General features: G+C 68.6%; 17 protein-coding genes. 5 read left to right on the plus strand and 12 right to left on the minus strand.

Annotated features, from left to right (window positions below):
• The first annotated feature begins 78 nt into the window (after positions 1 to 78).
• Positions 79 to 426, plus strand: coding sequence for a hypothetical protein (locus ACM6LU_RS16970; RefSeq protein WP_414938673.1), 348 nt, complete (start codon positions 79 to 81; stop codon positions 424 to 426).
• On the opposite strand, the gene ACM6LU_RS16975 is transcribed toward ACM6LU_RS16970, so the two are convergent.
• A complete protein-coding gene (locus tag ACM6LU_RS16975; protein ID WP_414938674.1) occupies positions 407 to 967 on the minus strand; it encodes a TetR/AcrR family transcriptional regulator in 561 nt (186 codons plus the stop codon). The genes ACM6LU_RS16970 and ACM6LU_RS16975 overlap by 20 nt on opposite strands.
• A 126-nt stretch (positions 968 to 1,093) precedes the next feature.
• Here ACM6LU_RS16975 and ACM6LU_RS16980 point away from each other — a divergent pair, with 126 nt between their 5' ends.
• From ACM6LU_RS16980 to ACM6LU_RS16990, 3 genes are all read left to right on the plus strand, one after another.
• Entirely contained in the window at positions 1,094 to 1,795 is a 702-nt protein-coding gene (locus tag ACM6LU_RS16980; RefSeq protein WP_414938675.1) for an alpha/beta fold hydrolase, read from the plus strand.
• 64 nt (positions 1,796 to 1,859) lie between these two features.
• A complete protein-coding gene (locus ACM6LU_RS16985) occupies positions 1,860 to 2,504 on the plus strand; it encodes a flavodoxin family protein (RefSeq protein WP_414938676.1) in 645 nt (214 codons plus the stop codon).
• Positions 2,505 to 3,524, plus strand: a complete 1,020-nt coding sequence (locus tag ACM6LU_RS16990) for a LacI family DNA-binding transcriptional regulator (RefSeq protein ID WP_414938677.1) — start codon at positions 2,505 to 2,507, stop codon at positions 3,522 to 3,524.
• Between the two features lie 148 nt (positions 3,525 to 3,672).
• Here the strand turns inward: ACM6LU_RS16990 and ACM6LU_RS16995 are convergent, their stop codons facing one another.
• From ACM6LU_RS16995 to ACM6LU_RS17030, 8 genes are all read right to left on the minus strand, one after another.
• Positions 3,673 to 4,305, minus strand: coding sequence for an SGNH/GDSL hydrolase family protein (locus ACM6LU_RS16995; RefSeq protein WP_414938678.1), 633 nt, complete (start codon positions 4,303 to 4,305; stop codon positions 3,673 to 3,675).
• On the minus strand, positions 4,302 to 5,063 hold the full coding sequence (locus ACM6LU_RS17000; protein WP_414938679.1) for a sugar phosphate isomerase/epimerase family protein: 762 nt from the start codon (positions 5,061 to 5,063) through the stop codon (positions 4,302 to 4,304). Before ACM6LU_RS17000 ends, ACM6LU_RS16995 begins: the two co-directional genes overlap by 4 nt.
• Positions 5,060 to 6,097 carry a LacI family DNA-binding transcriptional regulator gene (locus ACM6LU_RS17005; protein WP_414938680.1) on the minus strand — a complete coding sequence of 346 codons (1,038 nt, stop codon included), beginning with the start codon at positions 6,095 to 6,097 and terminating at the stop codon, positions 5,060 to 5,062. Before ACM6LU_RS17005 ends, ACM6LU_RS17000 begins: the two co-directional genes overlap by 4 nt.
• Positions 6,098 to 6,162: 65 nt before the next feature.
• Positions 6,163 to 7,605, minus strand: a complete 1,443-nt coding sequence (locus tag ACM6LU_RS17010) for a chondroitinase-B domain-containing protein (protein WP_414938681.1) — start codon at positions 7,603 to 7,605, stop codon at positions 6,163 to 6,165.
• 13 nt (positions 7,606 to 7,618) lie between these two features.
• The gene (locus ACM6LU_RS17015; RefSeq protein ID WP_414938682.1) at positions 7,619 to 8,914 is read right to left on the minus strand and encodes an alpha-L-fucosidase; all 1,296 of its coding nucleotides are present in this window, start codon (positions 8,912 to 8,914) and stop codon (positions 7,619 to 7,621) included.
• A 32-nt stretch (positions 8,915 to 8,946) separates the two neighbouring features.
• Complete coding sequence (locus ACM6LU_RS17020; RefSeq protein WP_414938683.1) at positions 8,947 to 9,813, minus strand: carbohydrate ABC transporter permease; 867 nt, start codon at positions 9,811 to 9,813, stop codon at positions 8,947 to 8,949.
• Complete coding sequence (locus ACM6LU_RS17025) at positions 9,810 to 10,766, minus strand: carbohydrate ABC transporter permease (RefSeq protein WP_414938684.1); 957 nt, start codon at positions 10,764 to 10,766, stop codon at positions 9,810 to 9,812. Before ACM6LU_RS17025 ends, ACM6LU_RS17020 begins: the two co-directional genes overlap by 4 nt.
• Complete coding sequence (locus tag ACM6LU_RS17030) at positions 10,763 to 12,091, minus strand: sugar ABC transporter substrate-binding protein (protein WP_414938685.1); 1,329 nt, start codon at positions 12,089 to 12,091, stop codon at positions 10,763 to 10,765. The genes ACM6LU_RS17025 and ACM6LU_RS17030 overlap by 4 nt, the downstream gene beginning before the upstream one ends.
• A gap of 180 nt (positions 12,092 to 12,271) precedes the next feature.
• Between ACM6LU_RS17030 and ACM6LU_RS17035 the strand changes: the two genes are divergently transcribed.
• Positions 12,272 to 13,279: a hydroxyacid dehydrogenase gene (locus ACM6LU_RS17035; protein WP_414938686.1), complete on the plus strand. Its 1,008-nt coding sequence runs from the start codon at positions 12,272 to 12,274 to the stop codon at positions 13,277 to 13,279.
• A 68-nt stretch (positions 13,280 to 13,347) separates the two neighbouring features.
• Here the strand turns inward: ACM6LU_RS17035 and ACM6LU_RS17040 are convergent, their stop codons facing one another.
• Genes ACM6LU_RS17040 through ACM6LU_RS17050 form a run of 3 tightly spaced genes read right to left on the minus strand, consistent with a single transcriptional unit; the run spans position 13,348 to position 16,318 of the window.
• Positions 13,348 to 14,349, minus strand: a complete 1,002-nt coding sequence (locus ACM6LU_RS17040) for a LysR family transcriptional regulator (protein ID WP_414938687.1) — start codon at positions 14,347 to 14,349, stop codon at positions 13,348 to 13,350.
• Entirely contained in the window at positions 14,346 to 14,987 is a 642-nt protein-coding gene (locus tag ACM6LU_RS17045; protein ID WP_414938688.1) for a sigma-70 family RNA polymerase sigma factor, read from the minus strand. Before ACM6LU_RS17045 ends, ACM6LU_RS17040 begins: the two co-directional genes overlap by 4 nt.
• Positions 14,972 to 16,318: an alpha-lytic protease prodomain-containing protein gene (locus ACM6LU_RS17050; protein WP_414938689.1), complete on the minus strand. Its 1,347-nt coding sequence runs from the start codon at positions 16,316 to 16,318 to the stop codon at positions 14,972 to 14,974. Before ACM6LU_RS17050 ends, ACM6LU_RS17045 begins: the two co-directional genes overlap by 16 nt.
• Positions 16,319 to 16,546 lie beyond the last annotated feature (228 nt).

The following is a 16,546-nucleotide window of genomic DNA, read 5'->3' on the forward strand; positions in this document are numbered from 1 at the left end:
AAGTCGTCGACGAGGACGTGCGCGCCGGCACTTGTCACGACCGTCGAGAAGGCGCAATGCCATGGCAGAATGTCCCCTGTGGACGTCGAACCGCCCCAACACGCGCGCTATACCGACTATCGCCGGGCTTTGGCGCGAGTGGCGGACGCCGACGAGGTCGTCTTGGTGGCCGAAGTGCTCGCCGACCCGGACCGGGTGATGGCTGAGGCGGCCATCTCGGGGCATCTCGACGACCGGACGATCACGCTGAACGCGCCGCGGGCGACCGAAGACCTGCTCGCCGCCACGGATTGGTTGCAGCGCAAGGCTTGCGAATGCTCCACGTCGCCAGAAACCCTCGCCGTCCTCGCCGTCCTCGCCGGGAACGGCCGGACGAAACGAGTGCGCAACGCGGCGTCATTGAAACTCAGCCGACGACGTCGGTGACCGCGCGGCGCAGCGTGCTCCGTACGGTCTGGGCGTCGTCGAGGTTCCCGCCGTGCAGCGCGCCGTCGCGGAGGAGGACGAGCGTGCGGGCGGCGTGCTCGGGGTCGGCATGGCCGGCGTCGCTCGCCAGGTCGCGGAGCAAACCGAAGAACCAGTCCCGGTGGTCGTCGATGACCTGCCTGACCCGGTGCTCGGGATCGGGGTACTCGGCGGCGGCGTTGAGGAACTGGCAGCCGCGGAAGTCGTCGTCGAGCGTGCGGTCGCCGATGATGCCCAGCGCCGCCAGCAGGGCCTCGCGGGCGGATTTACCGTATGTCGCCGCGCCGACGCCCGCGCGGATCCGCTCGCTCGTGATGTTCAGGTACGCGGCGACGAGGTCGTCCTTGGTGGGGTAGTGGCGGTAAAAGGTCGCCCTGGTCACGGCCGCCTCGGAGACCAGGCGCTCCACCCCGACGGCGTGGATGCCTTCGGCGTAGAACAGTCGCGACGCGGTCTCGAGCAGCCGGATCTTCGGGTGCGGCCCCCGGTCGGCAGTTGTCATCTTCGCAGCTTAGAGAAAGAACGGTCATTCCACTAGATGGCCCACGCCACATTGTGGAAGATCTGACGGACGGGCATTGTTCAGGCAGAAAGACCGATCGTTCTCGCTAGCTCTTAAGGAGCAACCATGAGCAACCAGAAGCCCACCATCGTCCTGGTCCACGGCGCTTTCGCAGACTCGTCCAGCTGGAACGGCGTCGTCCCGAAGCTGCGTGAGCAGGGCTACCGGGTGCTGGCGGCCTCGAACCCGCTGCGCGGGATCGAGTCCGACGCCGACTACGTCGCCGACGTCGTCAACGGAGTGGACGGCCCGGTGGTGCTGGCCGGGCACTCCTACGGCGGCGTCGTGATCAGCCGGGCGGCCACCACGGCGCCGAACGTGAAGGCGCTCGTCTACATCGCCGCCTTCCAGCCGGAGGTGGGGGAGAGCGTGTTCGAGCTGTCCGGCCGTTTCGAAGGCAGCAAGCTCGGCCCCGACACCACGAACGTCCTCGCGGCACAGGGCGAGCTGTCGATCAAGCCCGAGAACTTCTCGGACGTGTTCGCGGCGGACGTCCCCGCGGAGACCGCCGACGTCATGGCCGTCACCCAGCGCCCGGTCACCGAGCGCGCGCTGGCGACCCCGTTCGACGGCGAGCCGGCGTGGAAGAACGTGCCGTCCTGGGCGCTGATCGCCGAGCAGGACCACGCGATTCCCGCCGCCGCGCAGGCGTTCATGTCCGAGCGGGCCGGTTCGGAGGTCACCCGGATCGAGGCCTCGCACGCGGTCTCGGTCTCGCGGCCGGACGTCGTCGCCGAGGTCATCCTCGCGGCGGCCGCCATCGCTTGACAGGTGAAACCCTCTCCGGAGAGACTGCAAAAGCGTTTTTGCAGTCTCTTTCGGGGAGGACCACGTGAAGGTCTTGGTGCTCGATTCGAGCCCGCGTCGTGAAGGGAATTCCTGGGCGCTGGCCCAGGCACTGGCCAAAGGGGCGGAGGAGGCCGGTCACACGATCGACTTCGTCCGCCTCTCGGATTTCGTCGAGTCGCCGCTGGGGGACTGCCGCCGCTGCCGGCTGAGCGACCGGTCCTGCGGGATCGCGGACGGCTACGAGCGGCTGCTGTTCGACCATGTGCTCCCGGCGGACGCGATCGTGTACGCGACCCCGCTGCACTGGTACGGCATGACCGGACGGCTCAAGTCGTTCTTCGACCGGCTTTTCTGTTACACCTCGGGGAGTTCGCCGCACACCGGCCAGGTCGTGCCGGGCTTGATGAACAAGCGTGCCGCCGTGGTGATCTCCTGTGAGGAGAGCTATCGCGGCGCGACGCTCGGCCTCGAAGCGCAGTTCCAGGAACTCACCCGGTACCTGCGCCAGGACCTCGCCGGGATCGTGGTCGGCGTCGGCAACAGCAGGGGCGAGGTGGAGCGCGATCCCGCTCGGCCGCTGGAGGCCGCGGCGGACCTCGGACGTAGGCTGGGCGACGCCCACGTCACCGACTATCGGCTGGACACCGACCGGCCGAACCGCGTTTGGGGACCGCCTGTGGAGGTCTGATTGTCGCCGACCATCCGTGATGTCGCCGCCGCCGCGGGGGTCTCGATCACCACCGTGTCCCATGTGCTCAGCGGGCAGGGCAGGATCTCCGAGGACACCCGGCGGCGCGTCGCGCGGGCGGCGGCCGAACTCGGCTACCAGGCCAGTGTGCACGCACAGCAACTGGTCACGCGGCGCAGCCGGACCCTGGCGATCCAGCTCGCGAACTCGGTCGACGCGAGCAATGCCTGCGCGCTCGTGCCGAACTCGGACTACTTCCTCGAAGTTCTCAACGGCGCGGCCGAAGCCGCGTCGAAACGGTCGTATGGCCTGTTGCTGACGCCGCCGGACGCGGACCTCGACCGGCTCAACGCGTTCGCGGTCGACGGCGCCGTCCTCGTCGACCCCCGTGGCGACGAGCCGTTCTTCGCCACCGGCTGGTGCCGCGACCGCCCGCTGGTGACCGTCGGACGCCCGCTCGCGTCGCCGTGCCCCGTGCCGGTCGTCGTGGACAACGACCTCGTCACGGCGGCCCGGTTGATGCTGGATCACTTGGCGGACAACGGTTATGAGCGCCCCGCGATGATCACCACCGACACCAGCCGCTCCTACGCGGCGGATCTCGTCGCGGGGTACACCGGCTGGGCGGAAGACCGGGGACTGGAGCCGGTGGTTGTCGAGATCGACGAACCGCCGACCACCGACGGCACGGCGGCAGCGCTGGGCAGACTGCTCGACCGGGGAGTGTGCCCGGACGCCGTCTTCACTACGTCGGAGAATCTCGCGCTCGGCGTTCTCCACGAGGCTCGTCGCCGACGGCTCGCGGTGCCCGGTGAACTCGGGATCTGCAGTGCGGTGGACAGCGGTTCGCTTCGGCTCACTTCGCCGCAGGTCACCGGGATGTTCGTGCATCCACGCGAGGTGGGCGGCCGCGCGGCCACGGCGTTGATGGACCTCATCGAAGGCGGCGCTCCGGACGGCGGGCCACGCCGGATCGAAGTGCCCGTCCGGTTGAACGCGCGGGAATCGACCAGCCGCTGAGCGAGGTCCTCATGAGTGGCCCCGCGCCACTACCCGACCGCAAGTAGTCCTCTAGTGGCGGTAGTTGCAAGCGCAACTACCGCCACTAGAGGACTACTTGCGGCAGGGATAGCCGGGTTCCTCGCCGTCCGTGACCTCGGGGGGAGAGCTAGAGCCGCGGAGCTCTTTCGACCGGCACACCGGCCGCCGCGAGCCACGCTTCGGCGAGGAGCCGATGGCCGAGCGGGCTGGGGTGAACGCCGTCCGGGGCCAGCGTCGCGGCGCCGTGTTCCTCGGCGGCGCGCGGCATGAACAGATCCGCGCGAACCAGGCGGGCGCCGAACTCGGTGGCCACTTCCAGCGCGACCTCGAGACGCGGTGCCAGATCGGCTACCCAGTCGTGCTGCTCCGGTTCGACCGGCAGCAGGAACGGCGTGATGACGTACAGCTCCGCCGGAAGGTGCTGCCGCGCGGCGGACAGCAGCCGGGCGTAGGCCGCGCGGAACTTCCCGATCGGGCTCGGCAGGCCGCGGTCGAAGGTCCGCCAGGTGTCGTTGATGCCGATCTTCACGGTCAGCACCGTGGGGCGGAGCGCGAGGACGTCGGTGGTCCAGCGCGCTTCCAGGTCGTAGATCCGGTTGCCGTTGAGCCCCTTGTTGAGTACCTCCGGGCCGTCGCCCAAGCGGTCGGCGATCTGCCGGACGTAGCCCTTGCCCAGCGACGCCGGATTTCCGCGGTCGCGGCTGGAGTCGGTGATGGAGTCCCCGGCGAACAGCAGCCGATCGGCTTCGGTGAACCTCACGCGCCCGCCTCGATCAGTTTGCGCAGCGAGTCGGCCTCACCAGGGATGAGGTGGGGATCGTTGTCCGGGACGAACTCGAGCAGCGCGTCGAGCGGTCGTTCCGCCCGCGCGAGCAGGGCGAACGCCCGCGTCCACAAGTCCGTCCTCGCGGTCAGCGGATGCCGTTCGTTGCTGGGCCACCACGAGAAGACGTGTACCGCGCGAACCCGGTCGAGGACCAACTCCAGTCCCGCCAGCGCCTGCTCGTCCGGCAGGTCCTGCGGTGGTTGCCAGTAGGTGCCGAGATTGTCGCGACCGACCTCGTCGAGTAGCCGGACGGTCGACTCGGCGGTGTCGGTCAGCGTCCCGCCGTGGAACTCCAGCGCGACTTCCAGACCGTGCCCGCCCGCGACGTCGGCGGCCTCACGGAGACCGGCGACAACCTGCTCCCGCTCTTCGGGGTCGACGTCCGCTGAGCCCGCTTTGCCCGCCCACACCCGGATCCTGGTGGCACCGAGCCGGACGGCGGTGGCGGCGATGTCGCCGAACTTCCCGGCCTCCATCGGGGTGGCGCGGAAGTAGGACCCGTAGGAATCACAGCTCAGGCCGTGCTGTGCCATGGCTTCGAGTACGCGGTCGGCCGCCCAGTCGTCGCCGGGACGCACATGGACGTCGGCGCCCCACTCGATCACCTGAAGGCCCGCCTCCGCGGCGCGGCGGGCGACCGCGTCGGCGTCCAGTCGTCGCAGCGTCACCGAACACAGTCCCGGCCGGATCATTTTCCCTCCAACGGTTGAGTACTTTCCCGCAGCACGACCTCGCCGGTGATCGGTTTGACGCGGGGGCCGTCCGCGCGGTCGTCGAGGATGAAGTCGAGTGCTTGTTCGCCCATCCGCTCGATCGGGACGCGCACGGTGGACAGTGAAGGCCGGATGTCGCGCAAGGTGATGATGTCGTCGAATCCCGCGATCGCGATGGGCGACGGCACCTCCAGGCCGTGGTCGCGGCAAGCGGCCATCGCGCCGACGGCCATCACGTCGTTGACGGCGAAAACGCAACCGCGGAAGCCGTTCTCGATCGCCCGCATCATCGCCGCGTAGCCCCCGTCGCGGGTGAATTCCGCGCGCAGCACGCGGTTCTCGGGCAACGGGATGTCCTGTCGGATGAGGCCGTCACGAAAACCCAGGACACGATCCCGCGAGGTCATCAGGCCGGGTGGCCCGGCGAGGACGAGAAAATCGCGGTGTCCGAGGATGACGAGACGTTCAGCCAGATCCGCTGCTCCAGCGCGGTTCTCCAGCATGACGGTGTCGAACGGAAGCTTCCGCTGCCCGATCACCACGACCTGGCCGTCGGCGGCCTCGAACGCCTTGAGTTCCTTCGTCAGATCTCGTTCCAGGGCATCGCCCTCGTTGCGCGACCCGGCGAGGATGACCGCCCGCGCCCGTTGCCCGCGCAACGTCGTGACGTACTCGAGTTCCTTCTCCGGACGGTTTTCCGTACTCGCGATGGTGACCGTCAGCCCGTGCCGGGCGGCCACGCGCATGACCCCGGACGCGATCGAGGAGAAGTACGGGTCGACGATGTCGTGCACCAGCAGGCCGACGACGTTGCCGCGGCCGCGGGCCATTGCCTGCGCGGGCACGTTCGCGGTGTACTGGAGCCGTTCCGCGGCCTGCAGCACCGATTTCCGCAGGTCCCCGCTCACCTGTCTGGTCCCGCCGTTGAGCGCCCTCGACGCCGTCGCGAGCGACACTCCCGCCTCGCGGGCGACGTCGGCAAGGGTGACCGAACCCGCGGCGCGCTGCGGCATGGTTCCTCCTCGGTGGTACGGGCTCACGCCGGCGAGGACGGCCGCCGGCGTGAGCCCGGGTTTCGCTACGGAGCGGCGGGACCGACGTCCGCGGTGGTGAGCGGCCGGTTCGCGATGGCGGCCGTCGAGTACTCGTCCGCCCCGACGTCGCGCCGGCTGCCGCGGGCCTGGCCGTCGATGTCGAACGCGGTCGGCGCGGTGGACAGCGTGGCCGCGTTGATCGCGGGGCTGTTCGAGGCGAGGCGCGAGACCCCGTCCGACGCCTGCACGAGTTTCGGGTCGATCCGGCGGAAGGTGCCTGCCGGGATGTTGCCGTCCCCGCCCGAACCCCACAGGATGTTGCCGGACCACGTGAAGTTGCCCGTGGTGCTCATCGAAACCAGGTCGCCGTTGCCGCCGACGAAGATGTTGTCCGAGATCGTGCAGTCGCGCGGTTCGATCGTCCGTTTGGTCTCGCCGGAGAGCGTGCCGCCGTTGTTCAGCAGCGTGTTGTGCGCGATGAGCACGCGGTCCGCCGCGTCGTTGCCGCGCCGCGATTCCTTTGATTCACCCGGGAAGTGGTCTCGAACGGAGCCGCTGCCGACGACCAGCGCGCTGCTGGACACTCCGGCGACGTAGTTGTTGAGGATCTTGTGGTCGTTGCCGTAGATCCGGATGCCTTCCTTGCCGCCGAGGATGAAGTTGGCTTCGACGACGGACTTGTTCCCGTGGCGCAGCACGATGCCGCCCAGGCTGTTCCGGATGGTGTTGTTGCGGATGAAGTTGCCCGACGACTTGACCGAGATCGCCTCCGGGTCGCCGTTCGCGCGTTCGAAGAGGTTGAACTCGATCTTGGCGCCGGCGGTGCTGAGCGCACGCGGGCTGACACCGAGCCGGATCGGCTCGCCGCCGTTGTCGCCGGCGAAGGTGTGGTCGGAGAAGTAGTTCCGGAAGACCTCGACGCCGGACGCCATCTTGTCGTCGTCCGCGCCCTCGATGCAGAGCATGACGCCGAGCGTGGTCTTGTGGTGGAAGTGGTTGCGGTCGATCTTGCTGTTGTCGGCGCGGACCATCACCCAGTGCAGGTCTGTGATGTCGGCGAACTGGAGATCGTTGCGGGTCAGCCGGATCCGCGAGCAGTTCGGCGGGATCTCCAGCGTGGTGCTCTGGCGGAACTTGAACCCGCTGATCGTGACACCGGTGGAGTCGTCGAAGACGAAGCTCTGCTCACCGTTGAGGGTCACTCCACCGCGGGACTGCGCGACGATGGTGATCGGCTGGTCCTTGGTGCCCCGCCTGCCCTTGATGCTGATCGGCTTGCCCGTGGGCACGGTGTATGTGCCGTTGTTCACGGTGATGACCGCGCCGGCGGCCGCCGAATTGATGGCGTTCTGCAGTTCGGTCAGCGAACTGACATTCAGCGCGCACAGCCCCTTCGGCTTGGCCGACGCCGTTCCGGCGGTGACCCAGGGGACGGTGACCAGCGCGGCGCCGAGAGTGGCGCCGGTGAGGAACCTTCTGCGATCCATGATGCCTCCGTGCTCAATCGGTGGGGAGGGTTTCGGCGGCGGGGCTGGTGAGGAACAGCTCGATCACCGGGACCGGGGTGTCCGGTTTCCGGATGGGGAGTTTGAGGGTGAGCGTGCCTGCCAGCTGCCCGCCCATCTGGGTGTTCTGCGCGGTCTGTCCTGGATCCGTGTGCACCTGCCGGATTTCCGATGCGTCGTCGAGCAATTGGGCGTAGCGGACGCGCCCGGCCATCCCCGGCAGGTGGACGTGGTTCATCGGCCAGCTGAACAGGTGCAGGTAGAGCCGGTCTCCGCGCTGGGTGTAGCGGCCGTCCGCGGGAGCGGTGAACTCGGCGGGACCGCAACCGCGGACGGAGCGTTCGTGCCGGTCCATCCAGCGGCCGAGTTCGGCGAGCACCGCGTGCGCACGAGGGTCGATCTCGCCCCGGCCGTTCGGCCCGACGTTGAGCAGCAGGTTGCCGTCCTTGGACACACCGTCGACCAGCATCCGGATGAGCAGTTCGGGGCTCTTGTAGTCGAAGTTGTCGCGGTCGTAACCCCAGCTGCCGTTGAGGGTCTGGCACGCCTCCCACACCACCGGGACGCCGTCGCGGGTCATCGGCCCGGACGGCTGGTACTGCTCCGGGGTGATGAAGTCGCCGGGAATGCCGGTGCGGTCGTTGACCAGGATGCCGGGCTGCAGTTCGCGGACCAGGTCGAGCAGGCCGGGGGAGTCCCAGTCGTCCGGTCCCTTGCCGCCCCACCACTCCTTGCGGCCCTGGTACGAGAAATCGAAGAACAGGTAGTCGATCGTGCCGAAGCGGGTGAGCAGTTCGCGGACCTGACCGTGCAGGTACAGCTGGTATTCGGCGATGTCGGCGTACTGGTGCGCGGCGATGTACTCCGCGTCGTCACGGCGGGGATGGGTGCCGTCGACGGGGAACGCGGGATGGTGCCAGTCGATCAGCGAGTGATAGAAGCCGACCTTCAAGCCTTCCTCGCGACAGGCGTCGACGAACGGGCCGAGCAGATCCTTGCCGTACGGCGTGTTCGTCACCTTGAAGTCGGTGAGATCGCTGTCCCACAGGCAGAACCCGTCGTGGTGCTTGGTGGTGAGCACGACGTAGGTCATGCCCGCGCCCTTCGCGGCCCGTGCCCAGGCGCGCGGGTCGTACTTGTCCGGTTCGAAGTGGTCGAAGTAGACGCGGTACTGCTCGTCGGTCAGCTCTTCGCGGTTCTGCACCCATTCGTGCCGGGCGGCCAGCGAATACAGGCCCCAGTGGACGAACATCCCGAACCGGTCGTGGGTGAACCAGGCGGTGGAACTCACTTCAGGATCGCTCCTTGATTGTCTTTGGTGCGTCAGCCCTTCAGTGCGCCCGAGGCGAGGCCGCGGACGAACGAACGCTGGAAGAACAGGAACGCGGCCACCGAGGGCAGCAGCGCCAGCAGCGAGGCGGCCATGATCACGCCGGGTGTCACGTCCGCGTCGATGCGCAGCGTGCGCAGGGCCAGCGGCAGCGTGTAGGTCGAAGCGTCGGACGAGACCAGCATCGGCAGCAGGTACTGGTCCCAGATCATCGTGAAGCCGAAAACACCGATCACGCCGAGCGCGGGCTTGCACATCGGCAGGATGATCTGCGCGAAGATCCGCAGATCCCCGGCGCCGTCGATCCGCGCGGCCTCTTCGAGTTCGCGGGGCACGTCCTTCATGAACTCGGTCATCACCAGGATCGAGAAGGCCCACGCGCCGAGCGGCACGATCATCCCGGCCAGGCTGCCGATCAGGTTGATGTGCACCACGGGAAGGTCGGACAGGATCAGCGAGAGCGGGATGGCGAGGATCTCCTCCGGCAGCATCAGCGTCGCCAGGATCGCGACCAGCACGAAGGTCATGAAGCGGAACTTCTTGCGTGCCAGCGCGTATCCGGCCAGCACCGAGACGACGACCTGCAACAGCAGGCCGAAGCCGACCACCAGGAAAGAGTTGAGCAGGTACATTCCGACGCCGTGGTCGAACGCGATGCCGAAGTTGTCCAGGGTCGGGCTCGACGGGATGACGCTCAGTGCCGTCGGGTCGGACACGTCGCTGAACGCGCCGACCAGCAGCGCCAGCAGCGGGCCGGCGAACACCACCAGCAGAAGCGCGTACACGGTGTACTTCAGGATCCGTCCGCCCGGCGACTTGACGGCGTCGAGGCCGAGTGCGGAATCGTTGGCCGCGGTCATGCGTCTCGCCTCCGTCGGAGCACCTGGACGAACAGGGTCAGCACGAGCGTCGCGAGGAACAGCAGGACCGCTCCCGCCGCGCCGACGCCCAGCCGGTTCTGTTCCAGTCCGAGTTTGTAGATCAGGGTCATCGCGACTTCCGTCGAGCCGTTCGGCCCGCCGTTGGTCAGCAGGAACACCTCGGTGAACACCCGCAGGCCGCGGATCGCCGCGAGGACGAACAGGATCGAGAACACCGACCGCAGGCCGGGCAGCGTCACGTGGAGGATCTTGCGCCAGCGGGAGGCACCGTCCACAGTGGCCGCTTCGTAGAGCCCGCGGTCGATTCCCGCCAGGCCTGCCAGGAAGATCATCATGTCGTACGGCGCGCCGCGCCAGATACCGGTGACGATGACCGAGATCATCGACGTGTCGGGATCGTTGATGAAGCCAGACGGCCCCAGCCCGACCATGCCGAGGATGGAGTTCAGCATCCCGTCCTCGGTCGGGTGGTACATGATCCGCCAGAGTTCGGCGACCACCGCGATCGGCACGACCACCGGCAGGAACGCCGCCGACCGCAGGAACTTCAGCCGTTTGCTCTGGCCCTCCATCAGCAGGGCGAGCGCGAGGCCGATGACCATCGACCCGACCGTCTGCCCGACGGCGATCACGATGGTGTGCCAGATGGCGGAGTGGAACGCCTCGTCACCGAGGACGGTGCTGTAGTTCTGCCCGCCGACCCACTGGTTGCCCAGGTACGGCTGGACGTCCTGGAAGGACATCGTGACCGCGGTGATCATCGGGATGAACTTGAAGTACACGAACAGGATCAGGGCGGGGGCCAGGAACACCCACGGCGTCCACCATTTCCCGTCGCGGCCGCTGCGCCCGCGGGCCTTCGGCGCGGGCGTCCGCTTGGCGGCGGGACGGTCCGCGCCGACGGCAGCCGGCTTGGCGTGATCTACGGTCATGACGCGCTGATCCCCTGTTGCTGCAAGGTCGCGGTGAGCTTGGTGTCGAGTTTGGACAGTTCCGCCTTGGTGTCGAGCTTGCAGTCGGCGACGAGCGCGCTGACCGTGTCGGCGGTGTCCTGGCGGACCGGCGTCCAGTTCGGGATGGACGGTGCGTAGTGGCCGGACTTGGCGTAGATCTCGGCGTAGGTCTTCCAGCGCGGGTCCGGGCGGACTTGCGCGATGTCGACGTTCTTGTTCACCGGGAGCTGCACGATGAAGGCCGACTCGCCCGCCATGCCGATCTTCTGGCCGTCGGTCGAGATCGCGAAGTCACCGAAGGCGTCCTGCCCGGCCTGGTTCGGGGAACCGGCCATCATGTAGATCGACAGCCCTTCGGCCAGGACGTCGGAGTTCTTGGCACCCTTCGGCATCGGGACGACCTCGTACTTGTCCTTGCCGAGCGACTTGTCGAAGCGCGGTAGCAGATACGGGCCGACGACGTACATCCCGGCCTTGCCCGCCTCAAAAGTCTCGTTGGTCGCCGGGGTCGGCATGGTGACCGAACCGGGCTGGATCACGTTGTCCTTGCAGCCGAGGTCGCGGAACCACTGCACCGCGGCCTGGGATTCGGGCGTGCTCATCGACGGCTTGTACTTGCCGCCGCCCGCCTCGGTGATGAAGTCGCCGCCCGCGGCCCACAGGAAATTGGAGAAGTACCAGGAGGCGTAGCCCCGCTTGGTCGACAGCGTCGCGGTCAGCCCGGCGGTGTCGTTCTTGCCGTTACTGTCGGGGTCGCCGGTGGTGAACGCCTTGGCGAGGTCGACGAGTTCGGGCCAGCTCTGCGGCACGCTCTTGCCGAGCTTCTCGCGCCAGTCCTTGCGGATCAGCAGCGCGGAGGCCTGAGCGCTGTACGGCAGGCCGTACAGCTTGCCGTCCGGGGTCTGGTTGGACTTGAGCGCCTGCTCGGTGAGTTCCGAGGCGTGCTTGATCTTGCCCTGTTCGACCTCGCGGACGAGGCCCTGGCTCTTGAGGGTGCCGACCTGCGTGACGTCGTTCATCACGATGTCCGGCAGGTCGCGCTGGGCGGCGCGCTGGGCCAGCTTCGTCTCGAAGTCGTCGAAGATCGCGGTCACCTGCACCTTGAACCCGGTGGCCTTCTCGAAGGCTTCCGCGAGTCGTTTGGTGGCCTGCTCACCGGCGCCGCCGGGAGTCGTCCTGGTCCACAGTTCCAGTGGTGCCTTGGTGTCCTGCGCGACGTTCGTGCCGGCGGGGCCTGCCGAGCAGCCCGAAACGACCAGCGCTGAGACGGTGAGTCCCACGCCGATCCATCGCGATTTCCGCATCGCTTCTCCTGTTCACTGTGGACCACGCTGTCTACTCCGCAGGGACGGTAAGCGCTTTCACAGTCTCCGGTCAATGGTCCGATGATTACGAATTTCCATCAACGGCTGTTGCCTATCCGTCGGACTTGCCGCCCGTGGACCGGTTCAGGCATCCGATGTATGGTCGCCGCGGAGGTAGGGATGACCGAGCTGCAACACCGCCCGACAGCGCTTCTCGTGATGGAGGAGCGACGCCGCGACGACGTTTACCCCGAGGCGGTGCTGAAGGAGATCGGGGCGCTGGCGGATCTGCGCGAGCCGCTCACCCGCGAGCGGCTGGCGGAGCGCCCGGAGGCCATGGATGGCGTCGAAATATTGCTCTCGGGCTGGGGATCGCCTGTTCTTGACTCCGTACTGATGGCACACGCGCCGGACCTGCGAGCGGTGCTCGTCGCCGCCGGATCGGTACGTCCGCTGACCACGCCGGAGTTCTGGGCACGCGAGATCCCGATCGTGTCGGCCGCGGCCGCGAACGCCGTTCCCGTCGCCGAGTTCACCCTGGCCCAGGTCCTCTTAGGACTCAAACAGGCGCATCGCATCTCCCGTGAGATCCGGGAGCGGCGGTCCTACCCGCCCGATTCCAGGGTTGCCGGCGCGTACCGCTCCAGGGTCGGGCTGCTCGGTCTCGGCGAGATCGGTGCTCTCGTGGCGTCGCATTTGCGGAGTTTCGACGTCGAAGTCCTCGCGAGCGATCCCGTCGTCGACAGCGCGGCCGCCGCCGAACTCGGCGTCCGGCTGGTGGGGCTGGACGAACTGTTCGCCACCTGCGCCGTGGTCAGCCTGCACGCGCCGCTGCTCCCCGAGACCGAGGGACTGGTGAACGGGGACCTCGTCGGCCGGATGGGCATCGGCGCGACCCTGATCAACACCGCGCGCGGCGCCGTGGTCGACGAGCCGTCGGTCATCCCGGTGCTCGGCGAGCGCCCGGACCTCACGGCGATCCTCGACGTCACCTGGCCCGAACCGCCCGTACCGGACTCGCCGCTCTACACGCTGCCGAACGTGGTGCTCACCCCGCATCTGGCAGGCGCGCTGGGTGCCGAGCGGGCGCGGATGGGTGAGCTCGTCGCGCGGGAACTGCGTCGGTTCGTGCTCGGGCAGCCGTTCCAGCACGCCGTCGCGCCGGATCGAGCCCACCTGCGGGCCTAGGCCGGCCATGCTGGGGGAGGTCGGAACAATTCGGGCTCGGGCTCGACTGCGTCCAGTGCTGAGCCCGGTCAGGTGCCGAGCCAGCCGGGATTGGCGGCCGCCCACTCGGGAAGCCGGTTCCGGATCGCGGCCAGCTCGGCGATCGCCCGCACCAGTCCACTTCGGACGGCCGGGACGTCGACCGGTGAGCCGTCGCGCCACAGCAGGAGATGCCGCGTCCTCAACGGCACACCCCGCAGGGCCACCACCGTGCCGGGCGTCGTGGAACCGGAGTCGAGTGACCGGGTGAGCGCCACTGTGCGGGGATCGTGCCGCAAGGTCTGCCGTAGCACCGCCGGTTTCAGCTCTCGCATGGTGATCGTGCCGAGTCCGGCGCGGGCCCATTCGTCCTTCAGATGATCGTGGAACGCGTCGTCCCCGCCCGCCGGAGTCAGCCAGGTCGAGTCGGCCAGCTCCGTCAAGGACACCTCGGCGCGCCCGGCGGTGGGATGCCCTGGAGACACGATCACGAAAACCGGCTCCGTTCCTACGGGAAGCATCTGGACACCGTCCGGGGGAACGATTTCCTGGCCCGGATGGTCGACGTACAGCGCCAGTTCCACCGTGCCGTCGAGAAGCGCGGAGAACAACGCCGTCCTGCTGGTCACCGTGAGCAGTTCGACCGGACGGCCGGGGGCGACCTCGGCGACCACGCCGCTCACCGTCTCGGCGAAGACCGTCGGGAGGGCGCCGATCCGCAGCAGGCCGTCGGCCGGTGCGCGGTCGAACCAGCGGATCGCCTGGTCGAGGTCGTCCGCCGCGGCCACCACCCGCCGTGCGTGGCTCAGCAGCACCTCGCCAAGAGCGGTGGGGCGCACGCCGTGCCGGTCCCGTTCGAACACCGTCCGGTCCAAGATCCGCTCCACCCGGTGGAGTTGTGCGCTCAGCGCGGGCTGGGAGAGTCCGAGCGCGGCCGCGGCCTTCGCGATGCTGCCCGCCGACGCGATCGCGTCGAGGAGGCGAAGATGCCGGACGTCGAATTCCACCGGCCAGGTCTGTCCGTTTCCGGGACCGATCAGAGGGCTGATCACAGGTCGTCCTCGCTGACGATCGTGCGGAGTTTGTGCAGGGCGCGGTGCTGGGCGACCCGGACAAGGCCAGGGCTCACCCGCAGGACCGCGCCCGTCTCGGGCGCCGACATGCCGACGGTGATGCGCAACCGGAGGATCTCCCGCTGGATGCCGGGCAGGGTGCTCATCAACCGGGTCAGCCGGTCGTGGCCGTCGGCGGCGAGGGCCTGTCGTTCGGGCTCGTTGGGCTCCGGCGTCGCGCGATCGGGCGGATCGGGGGTGGGTTCGGACCTGTCCCGGGCCCGCACCCGGAAGGCGTCGGCGACCTTCCTGGCAGCGATCCTGAGGACGGCGGTGAGGAAGGCGCCGCCGGTGACCCGGGCCGTGGGAAGCGCGGTGAGCACGGCGAGGCAGGTCTCCTGCGCGACGTCCTCGGCGGCGATCACCCGTGCGTCGGTCCCGCTCATCCGGCTGCGGCAGTAGTTCGCGACGACCGGCTGAACGAGGCCCATCAGCTCCCGGGTCGCGGCGGGGTCGCCGCGACGGGCGCGGGGGACGAGGGACTCGAGATCCGCCGTCAGCGCGACGTTGTCGGGGGAAGGAGCCGCCCCCGGCGAGGTGAGCTCACCGGGGGCGGTCCAGGTCAGGCGAGTTCCCAAAGCGCGGGCACGTTCGGCGGTTCCCAGCCGGGCATGGAGGTGTGCGGCTGGATCACGCGGTAAGTGCTACCGCCGTAGGTGGTGGTCGCGCCGGAGCCGTAGTAGGTGTACGGCGCCCAGGTGCCGCCCGGCGGGTTCGACGTCGTCGGGCTGGTCGGGGTGGTGGGCGTGGTCGGCGTCGTGGTGGTGCTGGACGGCGGGTTCCCGCTGACCGTCAGGCGCAGGCTGTAGACGCTCAGGATCTCCGTGATCGGCTGGAAGTAGATGGTGCCGCCGGAAGTGCAGTTGCCGGAGCCACCGGAGGTGACGCCCTGCGCCTGGTCGCCGGTGATCCACGAGCCGCCGGAGTCGCCGGGTTCGGCGCAGGCGTTCGTGCGGGTCAGGCCGGTGATGGTGCCCTCGGGGTAGGTGACCGAGGTGTTCTTCTGCAGGATGGTGCCGCAGCGCCAGCCGGTGGTGGAGCCGGAACGGCACACCGACGAGTTGACCGGGGCCTCCGTCGAACCGGCGACCGGCACGGTGCCGGGGTAGCGGTTCACCAGCGGACGCGGGGTGTTGCCGGCGTCGGCGCGGACCCAGGCGTAGTCGTTGCCGGGGAAGCTGGAGCCGGCGACGGTCCCGCTCGGGTTCGAGGTGCGGGTTCCGGTGGTGCCGCAGTGGCCGGCGGTCACGAAGCCGCCCTCAACCGCGAAACCGATGGAGCAACGGCCGGAGCCGAAGGTGTAGGCGTTGCCGCCGATGATGTCGATCAGCGCACGCGGCCGCTCGGTGCTGGCCTCGACCCGGACCAGGTCGGCCTGGACACCGGACTCGGCGGCCCACGACTTGGCCGCGGCTTCGCCACCGGCGTTGGCCAGCACGACGATCGAGTTGGTGGTGACGTCGGTGTACCAGCCGGGCACGGTCTTCGGTGCCTTGGCGGACTTGGCGTCCAGCGCCAGCTTCGCGGCGTCGAGCTGGGCGGCGCTGCGGGCGACGGTCTTCGGGGTCGCGCCCGCGGCGCGCACCAGGTCGGCCTGGACGGCGTCGGTGACCGCCACGGTGAGCGCGGTATCGCCGGCGTCCAGCCACGATCCGGCGTACGAGGCGCCGAGCTGCCTCTTCAGCGTGTTGTCGGCGACCGCGGCGCGCTGCTCGCTCGCGACCCGGAGCTTGGCCTGTTCGGGGCTGATCTTCAAGTCGCGGGACAGCGCGGCCAGCATTTCGGACTGTGCCTGGTCGGCGGCCGTGACCGGTTGACCGGCACTCGCACTCGGGGTGAGGGCGATGGCCGTGACCAAGCCCGCCCCGGTAATGGCCGCGGCTGTGGCGGCGAGGATCTTTTTGTTCATGTCAACGCTTTCCTCGAAACTGGCGGGGGAGGGAGGTTCGTTCCCGACCGTACGAGGCACCTCACGTGACTGGTACATACCATTTGGGTCATATCACCCGGCTTGAGCGTGGGGTGATATGGCGGCCCGTCATGGTGATCCTGCAGGCACTTCCGTTGCTGTGCAACGGTTTCAGTCAATGGGAAAAGGGGATGTCCGCCGTGCCCGATTCGGTTCGCCGCGGTGCCC

The sequence above is a fragment of the Amycolatopsis sp. cmx-11-51 genome (assembly GCF_047608665.1).
Taxonomy (GTDB): Bacteria; Actinomycetota; Actinomycetes; order Mycobacteriales; family Pseudonocardiaceae; genus Amycolatopsis.

Bases quoted from the DNA above. Each gene is read 5' to 3' on its own strand.
- ACM6LU_RS16975 (WP_414938674.1), bottom strand. From the start codon at position 967: ATGACAACTGCCGACCGGGGGCCGCACCCGAAGATCCGGCTGCTCGAG.
- ACM6LU_RS16980 (WP_414938675.1), top strand. From the start codon at position 1,094: ATGAGCAACCAGAAGCCCACCATCGTCCTGGTCCACGGCGCTTTCGCA.
- ACM6LU_RS17000 (WP_414938679.1), bottom strand. From the start codon at position 5,063: ATGATCCGGCCGGGACTGTGTTCGGTGACGCTGCGACGACTGGACGCC.
- ACM6LU_RS17005 (WP_414938680.1), bottom strand. From the start codon at position 6,097: ATGCCGCAGCGCGCCGCGGGTTCGGTCACCCTTGCCGACGTCGCCCGC.
- ACM6LU_RS17010 (WP_414938681.1), bottom strand. From the start codon at position 7,605: ATGGATCGCAGAAGGTTCCTCACCGGCGCCACTCTCGGCGCCGCGCTG.
- ACM6LU_RS17020 (WP_414938683.1), bottom strand. From the start codon at position 9,813: ATGACCGCGGCCAACGATTCCGCACTCGGCCTCGACGCCGTCAAGTCG.
- ACM6LU_RS17025 (WP_414938684.1), bottom strand. From the start codon at position 10,766: ATGACCGTAGATCACGCCAAGCCGGCTGCCGTCGGCGCGGACCGTCCC.
- ACM6LU_RS17030 (WP_414938685.1), bottom strand. From the start codon at position 12,091: ATGCGGAAATCGCGATGGATCGGCGTGGGACTCACCGTCTCAGCGCTG.
- ACM6LU_RS17035 (WP_414938686.1), top strand. From the start codon at position 12,272: ATGACCGAGCTGCAACACCGCCCGACAGCGCTTCTCGTGATGGAGGAG.
- ACM6LU_RS17050 (WP_414938689.1), bottom strand. From the start codon at position 16,318: ATGAACAAAAAGATCCTCGCCGCCACAGCCGCGGCCATTACCGGGGCG.